At 38.8% G+C, this 25109-nt stretch carries 18 protein-coding genes; 7 read left to right on the plus strand and 11 right to left on the minus strand.

Going from position 1 to position 25109, the window contains the following annotated elements; translation table 11 throughout:
* Positions 1-21: 21 nt before the first annotated feature.
* Positions 22-2709 (plus strand): CHASE domain-containing protein, encoded by a 2688-nt coding sequence (locus P20429_RS16840; protein WP_007580565.1) that lies wholly within the window; start codon positions 22-24, stop codon positions 2707-2709.
* A 126-nt stretch (positions 2710-2835) separates the two neighbouring features.
* Positions 2836-3837, plus strand: a complete 1002-nt coding sequence (add, locus tag P20429_RS16835) for an adenosine deaminase (RefSeq protein ID WP_007580566.1) — start codon at positions 2836-2838, stop codon at positions 3835-3837.
* A 58-nt stretch (positions 3838-3895) separates the two neighbouring features.
* On the opposite strand, the gene P20429_RS16830 is transcribed toward add, so the two are convergent.
* The 5 genes from P20429_RS16830 to P20429_RS16810 form a co-directional block, all read right to left on the minus strand.
* Positions 3896-4306: a CBS domain-containing protein gene (locus P20429_RS16830; protein WP_007580571.1), complete on the minus strand. Its 411-nt coding sequence runs from the start codon at positions 4304-4306 to the stop codon at positions 3896-3898.
* A gap of 168 nt (positions 4307-4474) precedes the next feature.
* Positions 4475-5188 (minus strand): NAD(P)H-flavin reductase, encoded by a 714-nt coding sequence (gene fre, locus P20429_RS16825; protein WP_007580573.1) that lies wholly within the window; start codon positions 5186-5188, stop codon positions 4475-4477.
* 109 nt (positions 5189-5297) lie between these two features.
* Entirely contained in the window at positions 5298-6764 is a 1467-nt protein-coding gene (ubiD, locus tag P20429_RS16820; RefSeq protein WP_007580574.1) for a 4-hydroxy-3-polyprenylbenzoate decarboxylase, read from the minus strand.
* 71 nt (positions 6765-6835) lie between these two features.
* Positions 6836-8866 (minus strand): methyl-accepting chemotaxis protein, encoded by a 2031-nt coding sequence (locus P20429_RS16815; RefSeq protein ID WP_007580575.1) that lies wholly within the window; start codon positions 8864-8866, stop codon positions 6836-6838.
* Positions 8867-8932: 66 nt separating this feature from the next.
* Positions 8933-9214 (minus strand): MliC family protein, encoded by a 282-nt coding sequence (locus P20429_RS16810; RefSeq protein ID WP_007580576.1) that lies wholly within the window; start codon positions 9212-9214, stop codon positions 8933-8935.
* Positions 9215-9359: 145 nt separating this feature from the next.
* On the opposite strand from P20429_RS16810, the gene P20429_RS16805 reads away from it, so the two are divergent.
* Positions 9360-10265 carry a DUF808 domain-containing protein gene (locus tag P20429_RS16805; RefSeq protein WP_033026274.1) on the plus strand — a complete coding sequence of 302 codons (906 nt, stop codon included), beginning with the start codon at positions 9360-9362 and terminating at the stop codon, positions 10263-10265.
* A gap of 44 nt (positions 10266-10309) precedes the next feature.
* Here the strand turns inward: P20429_RS16805 and P20429_RS16800 are convergent, their stop codons facing one another.
* The 3 genes from P20429_RS16800 to P20429_RS16790 all read right to left on the minus strand — a co-directional run bounded on the left by P20429_RS16800 (position 10310) and on the right by P20429_RS16790 (position 14997).
* Positions 10310-11251 (minus strand): tetratricopeptide repeat protein, encoded by a 942-nt coding sequence (locus P20429_RS16800; protein ID WP_007580578.1) that lies wholly within the window; start codon positions 11249-11251, stop codon positions 10310-10312.
* Positions 11252-11337: 86 nt separating this feature from the next.
* Positions 11338-12738: a M20/M25/M40 family metallo-hydrolase gene (locus P20429_RS16795; RefSeq protein WP_007580579.1), complete on the minus strand. Its 1401-nt coding sequence runs from the start codon at positions 12736-12738 to the stop codon at positions 11338-11340.
* Between the two features lie 180 nt (positions 12739-12918).
* Entirely contained in the window at positions 12919-14997 is a 2079-nt protein-coding gene (locus P20429_RS16790; RefSeq protein ID WP_007580580.1) for a TonB-dependent siderophore receptor, read from the minus strand.
* 191 nt (positions 14998-15188) lie between these two features.
* Between P20429_RS16790 and dbpA the strand changes: the two genes are divergently transcribed.
* A complete protein-coding gene (gene dbpA / locus P20429_RS16785; protein ID WP_007580581.1) occupies positions 15189-16577 on the plus strand; it encodes an ATP-dependent RNA helicase DbpA in 1389 nt (462 codons plus the stop codon).
* Positions 16578-16599: 22 nt separating this feature from the next.
* Here dbpA and P20429_RS16780 read toward each other — a convergent pair whose 3' ends face one another.
* On the minus strand, positions 16600-17172 hold the full coding sequence (locus P20429_RS16780; RefSeq protein ID WP_007580582.1) for a DNA-J related domain-containing protein: 573 nt from the start codon (positions 17170-17172) through the stop codon (positions 16600-16602).
* Positions 17173-17248: 76 nt separating this feature from the next.
* Between P20429_RS16780 and P20429_RS16775 the strand changes: the two genes are divergently transcribed.
* Complete coding sequence (locus tag P20429_RS16775) at positions 17249-20068, plus strand: ATP-binding protein (protein ID WP_007580583.1); 2820 nt, start codon at positions 17249-17251, stop codon at positions 20066-20068.
* A 64-nt stretch (positions 20069-20132) separates the two neighbouring features.
* Here the strand turns inward: P20429_RS16775 and rho are convergent, their stop codons facing one another.
* The gene (gene rho, locus P20429_RS16770; RefSeq protein ID WP_002960945.1) at positions 20133-21392 is read right to left on the minus strand and encodes a transcription termination factor Rho; all 1260 of its coding nucleotides are present in this window, start codon (positions 21390-21392) and stop codon (positions 20133-20135) included.
* Between the two features lie 185 nt (positions 21393-21577).
* Positions 21578-21904, minus strand: coding sequence for a thioredoxin TrxA (gene trxA, locus P20429_RS16765; protein ID WP_002960942.1), 327 nt, complete (start codon positions 21902-21904; stop codon positions 21578-21580).
* A gap of 91 nt (positions 21905-21995) precedes the next feature.
* On the opposite strand from trxA, the gene rhlB reads away from it, so the two are divergent.
* Both rhlB and gppA read left to right on the plus strand, forming a co-directional pair.
* The gene (gene rhlB, locus P20429_RS16760) at positions 21996-23273 is read left to right on the plus strand and encodes an ATP-dependent RNA helicase RhlB (RefSeq protein WP_002960940.1); all 1278 of its coding nucleotides are present in this window, start codon (positions 21996-21998) and stop codon (positions 23271-23273) included.
* Between the two features lie 43 nt (positions 23274-23316).
* The gene (gppA, locus tag P20429_RS16755) at positions 23317-24810 is read left to right on the plus strand and encodes a guanosine-5'-triphosphate,3'-diphosphate diphosphatase (protein WP_007580584.1); all 1494 of its coding nucleotides are present in this window, start codon (positions 23317-23319) and stop codon (positions 24808-24810) included.
* Positions 24811-25109 lie beyond the last annotated feature (299 nt).

A 25109-nucleotide genomic window follows, 5' to 3' on the forward strand; every position in this document is an offset into this window, starting at 1 on the left:
TGTAGTTCAGGAGTACAAGCATTGAGAAAGTTTTTAATATTAACCCTTAGCTTGGCTTGTGCTTACTTTTTTACTGGGTATTTTAGCAACTCACTTCTTTCTGTAGATGGCTATGCGGTCGCCTCTTGGCCGCCCTCAGGAATTGCTTTAGCGAGCTTTTTAATTTGGGGACGTAAGTCATTTATTGGCCTTATTCTTGGTGCTTTCTGTACTAACTTAATTCATCTTGATAACACCGTAGATATTCTTCATTTTAATGTGCTTTTACAAGCTATTTGCGTCACTTTAGCCTCTGTTTTACAGGCTTGGATTGGTCGTCAAATTATAGTAAATGTTATAAAGGCTCCACTAGATTTATCTTCTTTAAAACACAGTGTGCAGAGCTTAATAGTAGCAGGACCAATATGCTGTGTTATTGCTGCAGGTGTGGGAACTAGTTTATTAGCATTGAATAATGTGATTCCGACCAATGCTATTTTTGATAGCTTTATAGCATGGTGGATTGGCGACAGTATCGGTGTACTTATATTTACTCCACTCATGCTCGCAGCCTTTAATTACACGCAAGTACGCCACCGTATGTTGGTAATTTTACCTTCACTATTAATTTATATACTAATCAGCGTTAGTTTTTATGGCGCTGCCAGTGTTAAAAAAGAAAAAGACATTCAAAAGCAAGAAGCCAAAATACTTACTGTGCAAAATGCTATAAGCCAGAAGCTCGATGGTATTACTGCTCACTTAGGATTGTTAGCTACATTTTTTGCTAGTAGTAATGACGTGAACTTTAAAGAGTTTAAACAATTTACTTCAAAGCAGTTGGACTATAGCCAAGAAATTTTAGCATTTGAATGGATACCTTATGTACCAGCAAATAAACTCGCAGATTTTGAAACACATGAAAATACAGCCACAGGCAAACCTTTATATATAAAAGAAAAGTCACTTGATGGAGGTTGGCAACCTGCAGGTACTCGTAGTAATTACTTTCCTGTAAAATATGTATATCCCTTAAAAGATAATGAAGGTGTTTTAGGGTTTGATTTAGCTTCTAGTAAAGTAAGAGGTGCAGCGCTTAGCAAAGCGAAAGAGCTTAATGAACTTGCACTAAGTGAGCCAATTAATTTAGTCCAAAATACAGCTGAAGACGGTGTACTCTTTTTATATCCTGTTTTTGGAGAGTCGTCTACCGAAGATGATTTTCAAGGTTTTGTGGCTGCGATTGTCAGTCTGAAACGCTTATCGCAAACACTATTATTTGATCACAACAACTCAATTTCAGTCAGTTTTTTTGATACAACGATACCAGGGAAAAAGCAGGCAATTTATATTGCCGATACCGATAACTCGCAAACGCTGTTTAAAGAATATCAATTGTTGATTGGCAAACGCATGTGGCAGGTCGAGTTATATGAACCAATAGTTAGAACGTCTTGGTTAATGTATTGGCTTGCACAAATAGTAGGTATGTTGTTTGTGTGGTTACTGATTACATTTTTGATTTCAGTTACAGGTACAAACATACAAATTCGCGAACAAGTGGCTAAGCAAACGCATACATTACGCAAGGAAAAACAAAAAGCAGATGAAGCGAGTCATATTAAAGGACAGTTTTTAGCAAACATGAGTCACGAAGTCCGCACCCCTATTAACGGTATAAAAGGGCTGCATTATTTAGCGCTGCAACAGAATGATTGGCAACAAGCAAGGAGTTACATTGAACAAGCAGATGGAGCACTGGGTGTTTTACTGCGGGTATTAAACGATGTGCTCGACTTTTCAAAAATGGAAGCAGGCAAGCTAGACTTAATGCAAGAGCCTATTAACGTAGCGAGTTTAGCGGATGAAATGCTTAATTTACTTCAGTTTGAAGCTGACATTAAATCAATAAAGTTAAGTCTCGATTTTGATAAAACATCAAATTTGGTCATTAATACCGATCCAATCCGCTTAAAACAAGTGCTGCTGAATCTGCTCAATAATGCGGTTAAATTTACAGGGCAAGGTGAGATCACTCTGAAAATTTGGCAGTCGAAAAAAATGACTTACTTTAGTATTAACGATACGGGTATTGGTATTAGTAGCGAAGCACAAAAACAATTGTTTAAACCGTTTGCGCAAGCCGATAGCTCAACCTCACGTCAATATGGTGGTACAGGCTTAGGGTTAAGTATTTGCAGAAAGCTGGTTGAGTTAATGGGTGGTGCAATTGATTTAGTTAGTTATGAAGGCAAAGGTTCTACATTTACATTTAGTTTGCCGCTTATATCGCCTTTACCAAAGGCAGAGCAAATTCAACAGCAATACGACGAAATAGATGTAAGTACCTTATCATTCGCAAACTATAAGTTACTTTTAGTCGAAGATAACCCACTTAACCAGCATGTTGCCAGTGCCATTTTAAAAACAAAAGGGTGTATTGCCGACATTGCTAATGATGGTTTTGAAGCCATAGAAAAGCTAACCGAAAATAGCTACGACATTGTTCTTATGGATATTCAGATGCCAAAAATGGATGGACTCCAAGCAACAAAAGTAATTCGTTGTGATTTAGGGTTAATTGATTTACCCATAATAGGGCTATCGGCGAACGCCCATGACGATGACGTTAAAAAGGCATTAGCCTCTGGAATGAATAGTTATATTACCAAACCTATTGATGCAAATACGCTTTTTAAAACTCTTTGGCACTATTTATCAAATAAATAAGTAACGTTATTTTTTGCACAAAAAGCAGACATATGACCGCTTAAACTTAACGCAAACCATATAGACTTGAAAAATAACTATATCTGCGTATCATGCGCGCAAATTTAACTAAACTGGGTTGCTATTATGATCAATAGAAAATTACCTTTGCTAGATATTCACCGTCATTTAGATGGTAATGTACGTGCGCAAACCATATTAGAACTTGGTCGTCAGTTTAATATAGAGTTACCTGCAGATAACGTTGAGGCATTAATTCCTCATGTTCAAGTTATTGACCCTGAGCCAAACCTTATGGCTTTTTTACAAAAGTTAGATTGGGGTGTCACTGTACTTGGCGACTACGATGCGTGTAGACGCATAGCGATTGAAAACATTGAAGATGCACAAGCACAAGGCCTTGATTATGTAGAGCTTCGATTTAGCCCTTACTACATGGCACAAAGCCAAGGTTTACACCCAGAAGGGGTTGTAGAGGCGGTTGTTGATGGTATTAAATCAGCAACAAAGGGTGCAAATATAAAAGCTAACTTGATTGGTATTTTATCGCGTACTTATGGCGTAAAAACATGTCAAAAAGAGCTTGATGCTTTACTCGCATTTAAAAATGATTTAGTCGCTGTTGATTTAGCCGGTGACGAAATTGGCTTTCCTGGTGAGTTGTTTGTAGAGCACTTTAAACAAGTACGAAATGCTTATTTAGCTTCGACTATTCATGCTGGAGAGGCACTCGGTGCTCCAAGTATTTGGCAAGCAATTAATGAGCTAGGTGCAAGCCGAATAGGGCATGGCGTTAAAGCTATTGAAGATCCAAAACTAATGGATTACTTACGCGATAACCGTATTGGTATTGAGTCGTGCTTAACAAGTAATATTCAAACCAGTACAGTAAACGATTTAGCTAAGCACCCACTTAAACAGTTTTTAGATCACGGTATTTTAGCGTGTATTAATACTGATGACCCTGCGGTTGAAGGCATTGAAATTGAGTACGAATATACCGTTGCAGCACCTAAAGCGGGCTTATCTCAAGCTGATATGGAAAAAGCCCAAAAAAATGCATTAGAAATAGCATTTTTAAGCGATGGCGATAAAAAAGAGCTTTCAGCAATAGTTAGCGCACGTTAACTCTATTTAATACACATTAAAAATGCCGCTTTATAAGCGGCATTTTGTTATCTGCAATTTAGTGTGTTTGGCAGCTCATGTAATTATCGTAAAGTGCTTTAAGTACATCTGCTCGGCTGATCATGCCGATTACTTTAACACCCTCTACAACAGGGTAGTTTTTTGGTTTACCGGGCTGCATTTGCTCTGCAAGCTCAATAATATTGGTATCGCCGCTAACGGTCACTACCTTTGTTTGCATAAGTTGCGATACTTTAACCATCCCATCACAAAAATAACTGCTTTGCGTAAGTGGTTTTAATAGTTCTTGCTCAGATATAAATCCGACTAGGCATTTATCTTTATCAAATACTGGTGCGCCAAGTAGTTTAAATTTTTGTAGTTCTGCTATGGCTGTCGTCATTTCTGTATCTGGTGTGATATTTGGCAACTTGCGTTGCATAAAATCTTTTACTTTTGTATTTAGCATTTGGGTCTCTCCCGCTGATGTTCTATACAAAGTATGGTTTATAGATAGGGATTTAGGAAATTGTTTATGTTGATGAGATTGATAGGTTTTAACTATTAAGTATTTGTTGTTATATAAAATAAAAGCACCGATTAGGTGCCTTTATTCATAACTGAAAGTTAATTTCAATTATTTGATAAATGCGAATGCATCTGCGTACATGTTTTCACGAATTGCACCATGAGTAATAAAGTCATCACGGACAATACCTATCATGTCAAAACGACCGGCCATATAAATATCGTATGGTTCAAGTGATACAATATCTTGCATTACCGCTTTATGTACATAGCCAGTGTGACCTTGCCAATTAGCAGATGGATTTTCTACCACAGGGATAAACTCAAAGTTTTTGTGGCTATCGGCCCATGTTTGCATTTCTGTATGTGCGTATAAAGCTGACTCTTCTTTTACACCCCAGTAAAATAATACAGGACGGTCGCACTTAATTTCAGCTAAGTGATCAGCCATTGATTTTGCGTATGAAAAACCAGTGCCACCGGCAAGTAAAATAATAGGGCGCTCACATTGCAGGCGCAACTGTGAAACACCCAAGCCAGCTTCAATGTCTACTAACTGCCCAGTGGTATGGGCGTTTCGTAAATGTTCCAGCGATTGCATTGCATACGAATCGGCACCTGACGCGCCAATATGCAGTTCTATTGCATCGCACTGTGAAGGGCGACTAGCTATAGAAAAAGCACGTTTGTCTTTTTCGCCCAATACGAGTTGCATGTATTGGCCCGCTTCAAAGGTCACAGGTTGTTGTGGCTTTAAAATTACTTTGTGAACAAATTCTGTAAGTGGGCTGATAGCTACAACTTCAGCTTTTAATGTTTGCATTTTTTACCTTTTAGCAGCGCTTTAAACAGCAGATACGCAATCGAATGACTCGATTCTAGCATATCTGCAGGGTTATTTTATAGCCTGTTATGTACTTACATATAAACACTTAAAGAATATTAAGGCTTTCCCAAATATCATCTACGCGGTCTTTGGTGTCTTTATCCATAACAATAGGCTCGCCCCATTCGCGGGTGGTTTCACCAGGCCATTTATTGGTGGCATCCATTCCCATTTTTGAACCAAGGCCAGAGACTGGCGATGCAAAATCGAGATAATCAATAGGTGTGTTTTCTATTAATGTTGTATCGCGAGCAGGATCCATTCGGGTTGTTATAGCCCAAATAACATCTTCCCAATCACGGGCATTAATATCGTCATCGCACACAATTACAAACTTGGTATACATAAACTGACGTAAGAACGACCAAACTCCCATCATCACGCGCTTAGCATGGCCAGGATATTGTTTTTTCATTGTTACAATCGCCATACGGTACGAGCACCCTTCAGGCGGCAGATAAAAGTCGACGATTTCAGGAAATTGCTTTTGTAATATCGGCACAAACACTTCATTAAGCGCTACACCTAAAATTGCAGGCTCATCAGGCGGACGGCCAGTAAATGTGCTGTGATAAATAGGATCTTTACGATGCGTTAAGTGAGTTACCGTCATTACTGGAAAGTCATCTACTTCATTATAGTAACCGGTATGGTCACCATAAGGGCCTTCTGGCGCCATTTCACCTGGCATAATGTAACCTTCAAGTACTATTTCTGCACTGGCAGGGACTTGCAAGTCATTGGAAATAGATTTTACAACTTCGGTTCTGCTACCACGTAATAAACCAGCAAATGCATATTCGCTTAATGTGTCGGGTACAGGCGTTACTGCACCTAATATAGTAGCTGGATCGGCACCTAGTGCTACCGAGACAGGGTAAGGCTGCCCTGGGTTTTCTTTACACCATTCTTGAAAATCAAGCGCGCCACCACGATGCGACAACCAACGCATAATTATTTTATTTTTGCCTAATAATTGCTGGCGATAAATACCTAAATTTTGGCGCTTTTTATAAGGCCCTTTAGTGACTGTAAGGCCCCAAGTAATTAATGGCGCTGCATCACCTGGCCAGCAATGCTGAATAGGTAATTTAGTTAAGTCTACATCATCACCTTCTAAAACTACTTGTTGGCAAGGCGCTTTTTTAACTTCTTTTGCTGGCATATTAAGCACTTGCTTAAAAATAGGTATAGCGCCTAGTGCTTCTTTAATTCCCTTTGGTGGATCAGGTTCTTTTAAAAAAGCGAGTAGCTTACCCACTTCGCGAAGCTCGCTAACGTCTGTTTGGCCCATGCCCATTGCTACGCGTTTTGGTGTACCAAATAAGTTGGTAAGCACCGGCATATCGTAGCCTTTTGGATTTTCGAATAATAACGCAGGACCTTTTGCACGCAATGTGCGATCAGATATTTCGGTCATTTCAAGATACGGGTCGATTTCTTGGGTGATACGTTTAAGTTCGCCTTTTTTTTCAAGCAAATCGATAAAATCACGTAGATCTTTATATTTCATTGTGGGCCGCTATTAAGCAAAAGAGTTGAAGTATTATACCCATTTCATGCAAGCCAAGTCATTACTTGCACTTAAAACTTAAAGCGCTCTACGGCACTTGTTAAGGAGTGTGCAAGTTGATTTACGTCTTCACTTTCGCTTGCTAGGGTTGTCGCGTTTTTGGCATTCAAGGTTGCTTGCTCTGTCACCTTGGCCATTATTTGTTGAATGTCGTTACTGTTAGTCAATTGCTCATGTGATGCATGAGCAATCTGCTCACTCATCTGATTAACAGACAACAATGTGCTTTTAATACGCTCTACGGCTTTATTTAGTTCAGTGCTGTTTTTAACACATTGCTTGGCTTGGTGTTGGCCATCGGTAATGTGCTCTTGAGTTGTTTGAGTGTGCTGTTGCAATGTTTGGATCATGGTGTTTATTTCGCTAGTCGAGGTCTGTGTACGTGCAGCTAATGATCGAACCTCATCAGCAACTACAGCAAACCCGCGTCCGTTTTCACCCGCTCGCGCTGCTTCAATTGCAGCATTGAGTGCCAATAAGTTGGTCTGCTCGGCAATGCTGCTAATTGTTTCAACAATGGCTTCAATAAGCTGAGTGTGTTGGGCTAGTTCCTCAGTGCTGCCTACTGCTTTATCAAGGCGCTGTAATAAAGCTTCTATACTTAGACTATTTTTATTAGCAATCTTGTTTACGTCATTGGCGAATTGCGATGCATTGGTTATTTCACTTGATGTTTTATCTGCTTGTTCATAAACCGCTTGTGAGTTGGTTAGCATATTTTGTGCAAGCGATGTTGCCTGCGCGCTTCGCTCCAACTGCTGTTGTGCAACAACCGTCATTTGCTGACCTTTTTCACTGGTTTTAATAGCGCTGCGGTCTAGTTCATGGGCGTCACTACTAATTGCGCCAATTAACTGGGTAAGGTCTTCACTGAGTTTATTTATGTTATTGAGCAAAGTACCAAATTCATCTTTACTGCGCGGATGGCTTCGCTTTGATAAATCACCTGAGGCGATTCGGGCTAAATCGCGGTTTACTTTTTTAAGCGGTTTTAGCATTGCGCGAGTTGTAAAAATAGAGATAGCGATAATCAATATAATTAAAACAATCGTAATAATTACTACAGAACTAATCCCTGTATTTATGGCGGCCTTTGCATTAGTTTGTAAGGCATTAAAGCGCTCATCAGCCAATTTATTAAGTTCAATAAGCTGACCTTCTGTTGTTATAAATTGCTGTTGAAAGTGTTCAAAATTTTGAGCCGCAGCAATAGTACTTTTGAGTACTTTATTTTGTTGGGCATAAATTCCTGTATCGTTGTTAAGTAACTTTCTTAATTGATTAAATTTAGTCGTTAAATTTTTAGCATTAAACGCATTATTAAAGGGTAGCGCTTGTTGCTCTAAATAGGTGAAATTAGGTTGGATGTTATCTAGTAGAAATAGAGTATCTTGCTGATGACTATTTAAATCATTGATACTTGTAGTTTGAGTAATGCTTTTTATATTATTGCTTAAGTTAAACAATAAATCATCTATACGGGTCGCTGTTCCAAACATAGCATTAAGTAGCGCCAGCTGTTTTGCAGGCACTTCTAAAAGTTCTATATCAAGTAAGTTAGAACTTAAATTGTAAAGTTGCTCGTTAAACGTTGCTGATAATTCTATGGTGGAATTTTGCGCTACAAACTTACTCTCTTTAGCACTAAACATTGCGACACTTACTTTAGTCAGTTGCTCAAAGCCTTCGTTGGTACTGGCGAGTAAATTTTGCATTGTTATTTGTTGATTTAGTTGAGTGCTTAACGAATTGAGCATATCGCTAAATTGTTGTTGCTCAGCTTGCGCCTGTTTTTTATTTTGTTGAAGTAAATCAAGGTTTGCTTGGCTGTAAGCTAAGGCATTAAATTTGGTAATAGACAGTAATGATAGCCTTAAATCTTTACTGAACTGTTGTACCGGAACTGCTAATTTTTCGGTTCGGGTATTGTTAACGCTAATTTTGTTTAATGACCAATAAAAAAACACACTACTTGTTAGCACCAATAAACCAATGGCTGTAAAAGCTAAAATTATTTTATGTTTGATCGCAATTGAACGCATAACTTCATCACAATAATGGGTCTTTAATTATTGTAGCATTTCTGTAATTTATTGGTTATTTTTGTGTTAAACCTTGATGCACTGTCTTTTTTTACCAGCAATGATTAGCATGGCCTCATTTCCCTTACCCCAAAACAGTACCTCTTCACTTATATATTTATTCCCTGATGCACTTTTTTCGTGATTAAGTACATGCACTTTATTGTTAAAGATAAGTTCGGCTTCAGAATTATTAATAATATTGAGTTTTACGCTCTCATCATCGCATTGGTAAGCAGTACTGGTTTGTAAATCACTACATGCGGTTAAGCTTAGTAAAATAGCGATTAATGCTAAATATACTTTCATTTTTCCTCCCATCTTCTTTAAAAGTTAGTTAAAACACAGGGCAAAATTTTAATCTAATGTAAGAATAACAAAGCAAAATTAACCGTTGGTGAAAGTAGCGCTTTACGTTATGTTTATAGCAATATTTTTTGAGCTCGGAAGCTTTATGGCAGGCACTAACCTTTTAACGTTATTAGACGATATAACCACTTTACTTGATGACATTGCGACAATGAGTAAGGTAGCAACAAAAAAAACAGCGGGAGTATTAGGCGATGACTTAGCGCTCAATGCACAGCAGGTTACAGGTGTTGCAGCAGAGCGTGAATTACCGGTTGTTTGGGCTGTGGCAAAGGGCTCATTTTTAAATAAAGCGATACTCGTACCCGCTGCTTTATTAATAAGCGTATGGCTGCCTTGGTTAATAACACCGCTTTTAATGATGGGTGGTTTGTTTTTGTGTTTTGAGGGAGCTGAAAAAGTATTTGCTAAGTTTTTGCCTCATCACAATGAAGTGGTAGATGAAGATGAAAAATTAGATTTAGTTGAGTATGAAAAACAAAAAATAAAAGGGGCAATAAGAACCGACTTTATTCTTTCTGCCGAAATTATTGTTATTACTTTAGGCACTGTGGCAGGCGCTACATTACTTAACCAAGCTTTAGTGCTTTGTGTTATCGCAATTATAATGACGATTGGCGTTTATGGCTTGGTGGCCGGTATTGTAAAGCTGGATGATGCAGGACTTTATTTACTCAACCAATCTAAAGTGTCAGCTAATAAATTTAAAGAGTTACTTGGTAAAGGCTTACTCGCAGCAGCGCCTAGGTTGATGCAGTTTTTAGCATTTGCGGGCACCATTGCAATGTTTTTAGTAGGCGGCGGGATTTTAGTGCATGGTGTTGAGTTACTGCATCATACTCAAGTCGATGTAACAAGCTATGCTCAGTCTGTTGCTGGCGGCACAGGAGAAGTATTAGCGCCTCTCTTGTTTGATGGTTTGCTAGGTGTTATTGCCGGCTTAGTTGTTGTGCTTATACATGTAGGTTATACAAAGTTATTTAAAAAATAGTTTATAGCTGGCGTACTTGTTGCGCCAGCTATATTTAAATTCACTCATTCACAGTTAGCTATTTTACAAAGCGATTCTAATTCAAATTGTGCTTTAGTATTTTTTTGCTCAATGGCCTTTTTATACCAATAAATAGCCTGTTGATAATTTTGAGCTATTCCCTGACCATCACGATACATTTGCGCTAAATTTAATTGCCCCCATTGAGAACCCGCTTCAGCAGCTAGCTTAAAGCTATTAAATGCTTCAAAAAACAACTTATCTTTAAAATAAATAATGCCTTGTTGATTGTTTTTATCGAGTTTTAAACCTTTATATAGTGGCTTAGGTTTGGGAGGAAACATCACAAACCCGCCATAAAGGCTGTTGGCATAAGGTCGCAGCACGTCATAAATAGCTTCGTCTTTATACAAACGCTTTACTTCATCACGAGGGAGAGTGATTGTTTTAGTGGAGAAGTAATTGTCTTGAATTAGTTGGCTGGTACGCATTGCCAAGGTAATACTATTATTACGTTTATAGCTGTAGTTGCTTATCTGAAAGGTAATAAACTGCTTATCAAAACTTAAAACTTGAGCAATTCTTAAATTGGTTAGGGTCCAGGGTTCGTGTGTAAATTTGTCGGCGTGTACTAAGTAGGTGTCATATATTTTAGGTGTATTCAAATAACTTTGCTTTTGAGTCTCGGTATCAAGGTGTTGTTGATAAAAAAACGAAACAATCCAAAGCAATAAAAATACGCCAATAAAGTATTTAGGTAGGCTTAGTTTTTCTATTAACGGTAGTTGCGTTATTTTAACAGGTTCGCTTTTTCCGCATTGATAGCACTCGCGTTTATAGCTTAATTTTAAGGCAAGCATAGGTAAAATGCTAAATCGTAAATAGCGGCTTTTATTTACTAAATGGTAGGCGTCGCTTTGGCAGTGAGGGCAGCGTGTTATTTGTGCAAAATGTGGAAATGATTCACTCGTGTTGAAAAGTAACATAAAGCACGCTCCTTGTTTAATTACCTAAAGGTAAAACAAGAAGCGTGTTAGTTAAAGCTACAAACTGTAAGTAAGTATGTCTGTTATTACTTATTTTGAGCTTTAGGCTTGATAGTGGTTTTTGCATCGGCAGCCATTAGAGCAAATACAGCGTATGCAGCGGTATTTTGACGAAGCTTAGCAGGTGTTACTTTATCAAGCGTATCGTCAGCTGTATGGTGGTAATCAAAGTAATCTGTTCCATCTTGAGCAAGTTCAAAAATAGGCGCTGACGTTGCTGCTTTAAGTGGAATTAGATCGGGGCCACCATTCGCTTGGTTTTTACCAATGTGCTCAATATTTAACGGCGCAAGTTCTTTTGCTATAGCGCGAACTACAGGAAGTGACTCTGCGCTTACGTTCGATTCAAAAGCATATACAACATCGGCGCCAAAATCAGACTCAGCGGCTGCAACAATATTGCTTAGCTCGTTTTTATGCTCTGCAAAATAAGCTTTTGCCCCCCAAAGACCTAGCTCTTCAGCTGCAAAAAGTACCACACGAATACTGCGCTTAGGGCGTTTTACATCGCTAATATGTTTAGCGGCTGCCATTGTTAGTGCAACGCCTGCGCCGTCATCTAATGCGCCAGTCCCTAAGTCCCAAGAATCTAAATGCCCCCCAATTAATACATATTGCTCAGGGTTTTCGGTACCATTAAATTGGCCAATAACGTTATAACCAGTGCCTTCACCAAGGCTTTCGGTTTGCACATTAATATTTACCGACACTTCTTTATTTAAAGCAACTAAGCGTGCTATTTGATCTGCATCTGGGTTAGCAATTGTTACGTTAGGTATTTTTGTAACACCTTCTTTGTAGTAACTACCGCCAGTGTGTGCAAAGCGATGATGACCGGTACTAACCGAGCGCATCATGTAGGCAACAGCGCCTTTTTTAGATGCTTCTATAGCGCCTGTACCGCGTGCTTTTACAGCAGGTCCGTAACCATTCCCGTCGATGTCACGGTTCATACGGTAATTAATATACGCAATTTTGCCTTTTAAGCTGTTATCAGGTGCCGCAATTAGCTCATCGAGCGTTTCGAACAAGACTACCGATGCTGTGATCCCATCTTTTGGTGTGCTAATACTGTTACCTAACGCGGTTAAGTGCAACGGTTGCTCGCTTGGTGTTAGTATTTTTCCGCTTTCGCTATAACGACGCCATTCAGGAAACGTGGCTTTTTCTAGCCATACTTTATCAAAGCCCAGTTCATTAAATTTGGCTTGAGCCCATGCCACTGCTTTTTTATCGTTTTCAGTGCCGGGTAAGCGAGGACCAACTTCAGTTGTTAATGACTCTAGCAATTTATAGCTTAAATCACTATTTAGTGCAGAGGTGCGCACTTCGTCTACTTGTTGTAATTGCTTTTGGGTAAATTCGGCGCTGTTAGCGTTTGCAGCCATACTGCTAGTAAGCAGCAGTGCGGTAATTAATTTTTTCATTTTGGTAGGCCTTTTTAATAATTAGCGCTATTAGAGCATGTAACAAACATGATAAAAAATAGATGAGATGAATAGGCTTTGTAATAGGTTTAATGCTGTTAGGTGTAAATATTTAGATATAAAAAAGCCCGCGTAAATGTACGCGGGCTATATTTTAAAGCTGTTATTTAAGGCATTTATTTAAAAGCTAAATTGCGCTGCTAAACGAAGATTTGTACCCTCGCCAACAGTTACATTACTCGTGCCGCCACCACCTAAATAGCTTTTATCAAATAAGTTTTCGATGTTAAGGCGTAAGTTAATATCGGTATTACTTAAGTTAAACTTATAAGTTGCACCTACATCAACACGTGTATATGCATCTTTAGTAATTGTATTGGCGCTATCGGCAAAGCGCTCACCTTCGTAAAAAGCACCAGCATTAAGTGCAATGGCGTCGTTTAATTCATAACGCGTCCAAAGTGATGCCGACCATTTTGGTGCATCGGTAGGGCGTTTACCTTCCAATACTTCATCGCGTTCAAAGTTAGCATCTAGATACATAGTTGATGCCATAACAAATAAGCGGTCAGTAGCGGCACCTTGTGCGCTTACTTCAACACCTTTGTGGCGTTGTTCACCCACTTGGTTTGTTTCACTTGTGAATGAGCCAATAGGCGTCTCAAGTTGTTCGCTAACAAGAGTACCTTCTTTGCTAATATCAAAAATAGCACTGGTAAGCATTAGGCGGTCATCAAATAACTGCCATTTAATACCAATCTCTCTTTGCTTAGATGTAACAGCATCTAATTTCATGCCGTTATTTACATCTGTTTCATCAATCAGTGTTTCACTACCTTGAGGCTCAAAACCTTCTGAGTAACTAGCGTATATAGTTGCAGAAGCATTTGGGTGATAAAGCACACCTACTTTTGGTACAAATGACTCGTTATCATTTCCTGTGCTATTTTGTTTGTCGTAACGACCACCCAATGATAGTTGCCACTCAGGCGAGAACGAAATTAAGTCTTGAACGTAAATTCCGTAGTAGTCGTATTCAGTTTCGCTTACTGTATCATCTGTTTTATAGCTTACTGATGGACGAGATGGTTCTGCTTGTCCTGCAGAAAAATCAAAATAGTCGGCAGAGGTACGGCGCTGTCCGTAGTAATAATCAAGCGAGTTTGCGCCAATTAAAAATTGGTGCTGTAAGCTACCTGTTTTAAATTCACCAATAAAATCAATAAATGCAGTTTTAAATTGCCAATCGTCAAAGCGATCATAAGGGCGAGATTCATAACTATCGCCTTCAGCAAAGCCACCTGGCATACGCGGTGCTGACTCAAAGCGTTGGCGTTCAAATGTTTGTTCGTTATAGCCAAGCTTTACTTGCCAGTTATCGGTTAAAAATACTTCTAGGTCTACGCCTAGGTTTTCTACGGTTATATCGGTAAACGCCCAAGACATATCACGGATTGTTTTATCATCACCAATTACATTGGCATTGTCGTCTATCCATGCACCAGTATCTAAACCTGCTTCGTCGTCTGTGCGGTCGTAATGCACACGTACTAATGCGTTGTCGCTAATATCGTAATCTACAACTAAAGCACCTAAAAAACGGTCACGCTCGCGGTTTTCACCGTTTTGGTATTCACGCCAGTAATCAACATCTTGTTTAACTAAAATCCCGCGAGCACGTAAATCTTCAGATTCAGTCAAGGCGCCTGCAGCATCTACCATAAAGCGAGTTGAACCATGCTGATCTACATCGGCACTGGCATTAAATAATGTTTGTGCTGTAGGCTTTTTAGTAACCATGTTCACCAAGCCACCCGGACCTGATTGACCATATAAAATGCTCGATGGGCCTTTAATTACTTCAACTTGTTGTAAAATTTCGATTGGTTGTTGGTAGTGCGACCAATGCTGATGCCCATCACGTAAATAACCTGTTGATGAGCTTAGCTCAAAGCCGCGCAAGTTAAATACCTCACGATTTCGTTGTTGTGAGCCTGCAGTTAAGCTTGCGTCATTTGTAAGTACTTCGCCAAGGGTAGTGGCAAGTTGCTCACTAATAATAGTGTCGGTTATTACGGTTACAGATTGTGCGGTTTCAAGTAATGAAGCTGATGTTCTCATTGCGCCATTAGCGTTATCTACTTTGTAATCGTTAAAGTAGCTACCTTTTACTTCTATACGCTCAAGGTCAGTAGTGTTTGCGTATGTGTTTGTTGTAATGCTTGCTAATAGTGCTATGTAAAGAGAATTCAGTTTCATTGTTTGCTTCCAGCAGTGATATGTAAAAAACAATCGCGATCTTAATGCAAACTACTATCATTTTCAACACCTTTTGTTAACGTACTTTATTATGTGTTTGTTAATGGTTGCTAATTACGAATTCTGCTATTATTAGCAGCATATTTAGTGGGGCTTTCCCCCACGTTATTTTTATTGCTATGGAACTTACTGTGACTTCAACTGCTTTTTCATCTTTGGCTTTACCAGCTGGACTCGTTGATAATTTATCAACACTTGGTTATGCGCATATGACACCTGTACAAGCGCAAAGTTTACCGCCTGTACTTGCTGGTAAAGACATCATTGCTCAGGCAAAAACCGGTTCAGGTAAAACTGCTGCGTTTAGCTTGGGTGTGTTAGCTAAATTAAACGTAAAACGCTTTCGTATTCAATCTTTAGTCTTGTGTCCTACTCGTGAGCTTGCCGAGCAGGTTGCGGTTGAAATGCGTAAATTAGCGCGCGGTATCCATAACATTAAAATATTAACGTTATGTGGCGGTGTATCAATTGGCCCACAAATAGGCTCGCTTGAACATGGCGCGCATATTATTGTTGGCACACCTGGGCGTGTTGATGACCATATTCGTAAAGGTACTTTACGTTTAGATGATGTTGAAACATTGGTACTTGATGAAGCCGATCAAATGCTTGATATGGGTTTTCAAGATACACTTGATGCAATTATTGAGCGCATTCCACAAAATCGTCAAACATTGTTATTTAGTGCAACATTCCCAAGAGCTATTGAAGCAATTGCTAAGCGTGTACTTAAAAATCCAGAAATGGTTAAAGTAGAAGAAGAGCAAGCCAAAAGCACAATTAAGCAGTACTTCTACAAAATGGATAATAATAAGCAGCGCTATCCAACGCTAAAATTATTATTACTTAAATTTACACCACAAAGCTGTGTTGTGTTTTGTAATACTAAAGTAGAAACACAACAAGTGTGTGACGATTTAGCTGATGAAGGCTTTAGTGCTGTTTCGCTACACGGTGATTTAGAACAGCGCGATCGTGAACGTACGTTAATTCACTTTTCAAATAAAAGTGCTTCAATACTTGTTGCAACCGATGTTGCTGCACGTGGTTTAGATATTGACGACATGGATATGGTGATTAACTACCATTTAGCACATGACACGCAAACACATGTGCATCGTGTTGGTCGTACAGGTCGCGCTGGTAAAAAGGGCATTGCATGTTCTATTTACGGTGAAGCAGAAGCGTTTAAAATTGCTCAAATAGGCGAACATTACGAACGCGATATTACTCCAGAGCAAATGCCACCATTTAATTTATTAGACAAGCCGCCATACCGCCCTGAAATGGTTACTTTGATGATTGATTCAGGTAAAAAACAAAAAGTACGTGCAGGTGATATTTTAGGTGCTTTAACGGGTAAAGATGGGGTTGCAGGTCGTCAGGTGGGTAAAATTAACGTACTTGATAACGTAGCGTTTGTTGCTGTTGAGCGTAACTCATTAAAACCTGCGCTTCGTAAATTAACCGAAGGCAATATTAAAGGGCGTAAAATACGCGCACGCCGCCTTACTCGTTAATTTAAACTTCTAAATTAATAGATTAACGAGCAGCTACCTTTAGCTGCTCGTATTGTATTTTTATTTTTTTAAACTCAACTTCACAGCCATTTGGTTTATCTGGGTGCACTTGTAATGCAAGTTGTCTCCAGCGCTTTTGAACATTTTTAAGAGTGAAATTTTCAGGCAACTTCCATTCTAAAGCCAACGCTTTAAATTCATTTTCATTTAAAGCCTGTTGTGGTGATGTCGTTTTAAACTGACGCCAAAAGCTATTTAAAAGCTCATCAATCTGCTCTTCACTGGTATCGTAATTATGCCAATCTAAATAATAATCTCGCAAATTTTCGCTTGTTGTTACTAAACTATTATCTCCTTTTTCTAAAAGCTCGATATGCAGAGCTGAAATGAGTAAACTCTGAGGGCGTAATTGTGCCTGCAGTTGGTACAGTGCATTCATAATTAAAAAGTTACGTTTAAATAAATCACGTTCAGGACTTTTATCGAGAGTGGTCATAGCGCTGCGGTTTGTCAGTTCTGCTGCTAAAGTATGAACTTGCCAAACCTGCTTTGTTAGTATTAGCTCAAAAATCTCATCAATCAGTGGGTTAAGCATTGTTTAGGCCCTAGTAGTTGGTGTATCTTCAATAAAGATTACACTGATATAAGTAACGGTTTGAAGGATTAAAATTATGCTGGGCAAGTTAAAATGCCTCTTATTTACTATATGCTGTGTACTAATAGCTCCTAGCTATGCCCAAAATAATGATTCGTTATTTGAGCAATTCAAAAACGAAGTGCAGTGGGAGCCTAAATTACAATTAGCAAACATGCTACTTGCTAATAAAAATGCCTCCAAAAAAGAGCGTGTCGCTGTTTATTCGGCATTGGGTAATACTGCGTTATCGGTTGATAATTTTAAAGACTCATTACATTACTTTAAATTACTTGAACAACATACTTCGGATACTTTCTTCCCTGATGAGCACTTTCGTGCAATTAAAATGCAAGGTGTTGTACTTTTTTATCAAGGCTTATTTCAAAAAGCGATTATTGAATATACCCGTACCCTAGCATTAGCAGAAAAGAATAAGCAATTACTAGAGCAGGCAAACTTATTAAATAATATTGGTTTGGCCTATTTTAATATGAATAAGCTAGGCGATACCCTAGAGTTTTATTTAAAAGCAAAAGCTATCTACGAGGCGTACGGTAGTGAGCAAGATAAAACCGATATACTACTTAATATAGCAGGCGTTTATATACGCTTATCACGCTACGATAGTGCGTTTGGTCTTTATCAAGATGTACTTAAGGTTTATCAACGATTAGATGATAAAAGCGGTATTGCGCAGGTATATAACAATATGGGTGTTGCCCATATGGAGAGTAATCAATTTGACTTAGCACTGCACTATTATCAGCTAGCGCTGCGCTATTATATTTCAGCTAATGATTACAATAAGTTATCTACACAATATACAAATTTAGCAAATACTAATTTAGTATTAAAAAAAGTGGATGAAGCGTACGAGCAAGCTAAATTAGGTGAGTACTACGCCCTTAAAATAGATAACCATAATTTAGAGCTTAATGCGCTTCATGCACTGGCTAAAATTCAGTTTGTTAAGGGTAACTTAGAAGAGGCGCAAATAAATTTAGATAGAGCTATTTTACTTGCCCATGAATACGGCAGTGAACGAATAATTAGAGAGAGCTTAGGGGCCAAAGCACTTCTTGAAGCCAGTAAAGGCGATTATTCAAGCGCAATGGCTTTGCAACAAAAATATATTAGTGAGTTGCGAAAGCTCAGAAGTACGGCAATTATAAATGCACTCGCGGTACTTCAGCATCAATTTAAAGCAACGCAATTAAACCAAGAGATAGAAAAACTTAAACAAGATCGCCGTGTGCAAGAGCTAAAAATGTCGCAGCGTTCTCAGCTTACTTTATTCTCTTTTTTACTATTACTTTTAGTTGTCGTAACTGGTATTGCGCTTTATCGCCGTGGTGCAGAAAAACGCGCTAAGCAGCAGTTAACAGAACAAGTTACGCAACGTACCGCAGAATTGCAGGCAATTGCACAAGAGCTGAGAGAAGCCAACGATGTTAAAAGCCAGTTTTTGGCTAATATTAGTCACGAAATTCGCACTCCACTAACGGCTATTTTAGGGCAAACAGATGCTTTGATTAATGAATTATATGAGCCTGAGTCACTTAAAGATGAATTAAGAGTAATTCAGCGTCACAGTGACCATTTAAAAAGCTTAATAAATGATGTACTCGATTTAAGTAAAATTGAAGCCAATAGATTAGAGTTAAATATTTCGTGCTTTGATATTGTAGAGCTCGTAAATGATGTGCACGCAATGTTTATCACCCAAGCAAAAGCAAAAAATCTACATCTTATTTTAGACAATCAAGTGGGTAATGAGTTTTACACTAAGCTGGATTTAATACGCGTAAAGCAGATTCTTATAAACTTATGTGCAAATGCTATTAAGTTTACTCATTCAGGGCAGATCATTATTGCATTAAATAAGAGTGAGCAAGGACTAGTTATTATTGTAAAAGATACCGGTATTGGTATGAGCTCTAAACAGTTAAAGCTTATTTTTGAATGCTTTAGCCAAGCTGATAACAGCATTAGCCGTCGCTTTGGTGGTACAGGGTTAGGCCTTAGCTTATCGCAACAATTAGCTGCGATGATGGGTGGTTATATCAGCGTACAAAGCGAATACAAAAAGGGCAGTCAGTTTTCGTTCTTTTTACCGTGCGCAGAAGTAAATAAATCTCAAAGCATGATTGAAACTCAAAGTGCTCCTAAGGCAAATAAGCAATTAGCAGGGCGTGTTGTACTTGCGGAGGATCATCCTGATAATCGTAGGTTAATAAGTCGTTATTTACGCTCAATGGGACTCGAGGTTATTGCTGTTGAAAATGGTGAGCAAGCGGTAGAGCAGTGCTTAAAAGAATATCCAGATTTGGTATTGCTCGATATTCAAATGCCAGTAATGGATGGGCGTTCTGCTTTTCAGCTATTAAAACAATGTGGTTTTGAGCGACCTATTTTTGCTTTAACAGCAAATGCTATGAGTCATGAAGTGGATGGTTATTTAGAGTTAGGGTTTACTGGTTACTTAGGTAAACCGATAGACAAAGAGTCATTTTATAAAGCGCTTTCTAGTCACCTACATAATGCAGAAGATCAGCCAATTACAAAGCAAAATGAAGTTGATATGAGCGATCTTGTGATTAGTTTCAAGCAGAGCTTTGCTTTGGAGAGTGAAACGATTACGCAGCATTTTATAAGCGAAGATTTAGATGCGCTACAAAAAGATAGCCATCGCATTTTAGGGGCTGCACAAATGTTTGGTTTGGATGAAATTGCGCAATCGGCTAAAAATTTAGACAGAGCACTTCTACGCAGAAGCCAAAAAAGCAGTGCAAATGATTTTAAAGCGCTCGTTGATACGCTGCAGGGTGTACTTAAAAAGTATAATGAAAGTTAAACTGTATTTAATCCAGACACAAAAAAAGCGCCTAAGGCGCTTTTTTTATTCAATTAAAACGCTTTTATTGGCGTCTCATCGAATCAAAAAATTCATCATTGGTTTTGCTCATCGATAGTTTATCGATTAAGAATTCCATTGCATCAATTTCTGACATGTCATGAACAATTTTACGTAAAATCCAAAGCTTTTGAAGTTCATCTGGTTTTGTTAGTAATTCTTCACGACGAGTACCTGAGCGGTTAAAGTCGATAGCTGGGAATACACGTCTTTCCGCAATTTTACGGTTAAGGTGAAGTTCCATGTTACCAGTACCTTTAAACTCTTCGTAGATAACTTCATCCATTTTAGAGCCAGTATCGATAAGAGCTGTAGCTATGATTGTTAAGCTACCACCTTCCTCAACGTTACGTGCAGCACCAAAGAAGCGCTTAGGTTTATGTAATGCGTTAGCGTCAACACCACCAGTAAGTACTTTACCTGATGAAGGAATAACGGTGTTATAAGCACGTGCTAAACGAGTGATTGAATCCAATAAGATAACAACATCTTTTTTATGTTCAACTAGGCGTTTTGCTTTTTCGATAACCATTTCGGCAACTTGTACGTGACGAGAAGCTGGTTCATCAAACGTTGATGCAATAACTTCACCTTTAACTAGGCGTTGCATCTCTGTTACTTCTTCCGGACGTTCATCAATAAGTAAAACCATTAATGTTACATCAGGATGATTGTGCGTAATTGATTGTGCAATATTTTGAAGTAGCATTGTTTTACCCGCTTTTGGCGGAGCTACTAACAAACCACGTTGGCCGCGGCCAATAGGAGATGCTAAATCAAGTACACGGGCTGTAATATCTTCTTTACTGCCGTTACCACGTTCCATGCGAAAACGTTCGTTTGCATGTAATGGAGTAAGGTTTTCAAAAAGAATTTTAGTTCGAGAGTTTTCAGGTTTATCAAAGTTAACTTCATTTACTTTAAGTAAAGCAAAGTAACGTTCACCGTCTTTAGGTGGACGAATAAGACCTGAAATTGAATCGCCAGTACGCATGCTGAAACGGCGAATTTGGCTAGGTGAAACATAAATGTCATCTGGGCCAGCTAAGTAAGAGGCTTCTGATGATCTTAAGAAGCCGAAACCATCTTGTAAAATCTCTAATACACCGCCGCCGAAGATATTCTCTCCGCCTTTAGCATGGGATTTAAGAATGGCAAAAATGATATCTTGCTTTCTTAAGCGGGCTACGTTTTCGAGCCCCATGGACTCAGCTAAGTCTACAAGCTCTTTAATGGACTTGTCTTTTAATTCGCGTAAATGCATATTGGTGGGTTCTTTATTACAGTTGTCATACTCAAAATCGCTTTGATCGTTGAGTGAGGTTTGTTGAATATAACTAAGGATTAGTTGGCTTTATAAACTAGCAGTTCACTGGCAAAGCGTCCAGTCTTTATACAAAATAAATTTAAAAAAGGGCAAAAAGCCCTTTTTATTGTTCTAGCTTACAGTTAGATGTTGTTTTCTAAAAACTCAATAAGTTGAGTTTTTGAAAGAGCACCTACTTTCGTTGCAGCTACTTGACCATCTTTAAAAAGAAGTAAAGTAGGGATACCACGAATACCAAATTTTGGCGGTGTGCCAGCATTTTGGTCAATGTTTAATTTAGCAACAGTCACACGGCTGTCGTATTCATCAGCAACTTCGTGAAGAATAGGGGCGATCATTTTACAAGGTCCACACCATTCAGCCCAGAAATCTACTAGTACTGGTTTGTCAGATTGTAATACGTCAGCTTCAAAGCTATCGTCAGTAATTTGGATTATTTTCTCGCTCATTGCGCTCTCCGATTTAGTTAGGCGAAATATTTAGTGCGTATTTAAACACTCTTGTTTCTTATTGCAAGTTTAAACGTTATGCTTAAACGCTATGACTAAGACACATTTAACCGATAAAAAGTTTTCAGACTTTGCTATCGCACCGGAAGTGGTTGCCGGTTTAACCGAGAATGGGTTTGAATATTGCACACCTATTCAAGCAAAATGCCTACCTTTTATTTGTGATGGACGCGATATCGCGGGCCAAGCTCAAACAGGTACAGGCAAAACGTTGGCGTTTTTAACTGCCACGTGCCATCGGTTATTACAATCTAGCAAAGCACCTAGTAAACATCCAAGAGCCCTGATCATGGCCCCTACTCGGGAGCTTGCGATTCAGATACACAAAGATGCTAAAATTTTAGCGCCGCACTGTAATCTTAACTTAGGTTTAGTATATGGTGGCGAAGATTACGAAAAACAACGTGCACAACTAGAAAAAGGCGTTGATATTTTAATTGGTACTACAGGTCGTCTAATTGATCTGTATAAGCAAGGCTGTTACACCCTTAATGAAATTGAGGTAGTCGTGCTTGACGAAGCTGATCGTATGTTCGATTTAGGTTTTATCAAAGATATTCGCTATATGTTCGATCGTATGCCAGATACATCAAAGCGTTTAAACTTATTATTTTCTGCCACATTATCGTATCGCGTACAAGAATTAGCTTTTGAGCACATGACAAACCCAGAACATGTTCAAATTGAACCTGACGTTAAAACGGGTAAACGTATTCAAGAAGAGCTATTTCATCCTTCGCAAGAAGATAAAATTAAGCTGTTGTTAACCTTAATTGAAGAAGAATGGCCAGAGAAAGCAATCGTGTTTGCAAATACCAAGCACAGTTGTGAAACAGTATATGCTTGGCTTAAGTCTGACGGTCATCGTGTAGGCATGCTTACTGGTGATGTTAACCAGAAAAAACGCCAAACTATATTAGCGCAGTTTAGCAAAGGCGACTTAGACTTTTTAGTTGCGACTGATGTTGCAGCGCGTGGTCTTCATATTCCAGAAGTAAGTCATGTATTTAACTTTGATTTACCTGACGATTGTGAAGATTATGTTCACCGTATTGGTCGTACTGGTCGCGCTGGTGCATCAGGCCACGCAATTAGTTTTGCATGTGAGCAATATGCATATAACCTGCATGAAATTGAAGAATATATAGAGCACAGCATTCCTTTATCACATTATGATAAAACAGCATTGCTAGATGATTTAACTCAGCCTATTATTCAAAGAAAGCGCAACTATTCAACAGGTCCACGTAACCGTAGTAATAACAGCGGACGTCGCCCAAATAATAGTTACCAAAAAGGACGGTCGTAAACGACCGTTTGTATAAGTAGTAGTAACTAGAGGTTTTTGAACGGTGGGGCAACTTAAACCGCAAAAAAATGTGTACGCAGTTATTGATTTGGGCTCAAATAGCTTTCATATGCTTATAGCCAAATCAATTGCTGGCGGTCTACAAACAATTGGACGTGTTAAACGCAAAGTCCGATTAGCCGCAGGGCTTGATAAAGATAACGTATTGAGCACTGAAGCAATGCAGCGAGGCTGGGAATGCCTTGCCCTTTTTGCTGAGCGTCTACAAGATATCCCAGATAAAAACATCACCATAGTAGCAACAGCCACCTTACGGTTAGCAACTAACGCCGAAGTATTCAAAAATCATGCAGAAAAAATTCTTGGCCATAACATTAATGTTATTAGCGGAGAATTAGAAGCGCGTACAATTTATAAAGGTGTTGCTCATACTTCATCTTGTACTGGCAAACAGCTTGTTATTGACATTGGTGGTGCAAGTACCGAAGTTGTAATTGGTAAAGCATTTGATGCCTTACATTACAAAAGCCTCAATATGGGGTGTGTTACCTATCTTGAACGCTATTTCAAAGACTGCCAATTAAGTAAGAGTAACTTTAACGCAGCCATAAAAGCAGCTCGTACAGTCATTGATGAAATTTCTCCAGAATATAAAACAGCGGGATGGCAAATTGCATCTGGTGCTTCTGGCACAGTGCAAGCAATTCAAGAAATTATGGTCGCTCAAAACCTTGACGATTTACTTACGCTTGAAAAGCTCAACACTATAAAAGAGCAAGCAATTGCATTTAGCACTATTGCAGCGCTAGACCTTCCTGGATTAAGTGAAGACCGTCGACTGGTATTTGTATCAGGGCTCGCAATCTTAATCGCACTATTTGAATCTCTTGAAATAGAAAAAATGGGATTGGCGGGTGGAGCACTGCGTGAAGGCGTTTTATATAGCATGGTTCCGGAGTTTCATAATAACGACATTCGTAAACGCACAGTTGATGGGTTTATGAGTCGTTATCACGTTGATCAAAAACAAGCGTGTCGGGTTTCAAGCTTAGCTATGCAGTTAGCGGTAAGTATTGATAAAGATTGGCCAATTGAACGTTTAAATGGGTTACCACTATTAAAAGCGGTAGCGCAGCTTCATGAGATTGGATTACTAATAGAATATAAGCAGTACCATAAACACACCGCTTATATTTTGGAAAATACCGATATGCCTGGTTTTTCACAGTCAGAGCATAAATTAATAGTAGCGGTAGCGGATGCGCATCGTTCTGATTTTCCAAAAGGCTGTTTTAATTCACTCGGCGTAAATAGTCTATTGGCGCAATATATAGTGAGATTACTACGGATAGCAGTCATCTTATCAATGCGCAGACAAGATGATGTACTGCCTATGTTTGAGTTAACTGCTAAAAATGAAGTGTTAGACCTTAAGTTTGAAAGTAACTGGTTAAAAGATCATCCATTAATGGCCAGCGAGCTACAACAAGAGTCTAAACAGCAAGGTAAACTTGGGTGGAAGCTCATAGTAAACTAATTTAAAAGGCCCATCAGGGCCTTTTTAGTGTTTAAAGTAACCATTTCGATGCAAATATGTGCGAACAGCACATTATTTCAAGTTTTCTTCAAAAAAGGGTTGATCTGTTTTCGGATCTCCCTATAATGCGACCCCACTGAGACGGGAAACGCCAACGCATAGCGAGGCACGAACAACTCAGGGTGTTAAGTAAAACTTAGTTTGAATCTTTTAGAAAGTTTAAATTTAAGTGTTGACAAAAAAATAGGAAAGCGTAATATGCGCAGCCCTAGCGAGATGAAGTTTAACTTTATCATCGC

The organism is Pseudoalteromonas sp. BSi20429 (assembly GCF_000238895.1).
Classification (GTDB): domain Bacteria; phylum Pseudomonadota; class Gammaproteobacteria; order Enterobacterales; family Alteromonadaceae; genus Pseudoalteromonas; species Pseudoalteromonas arctica.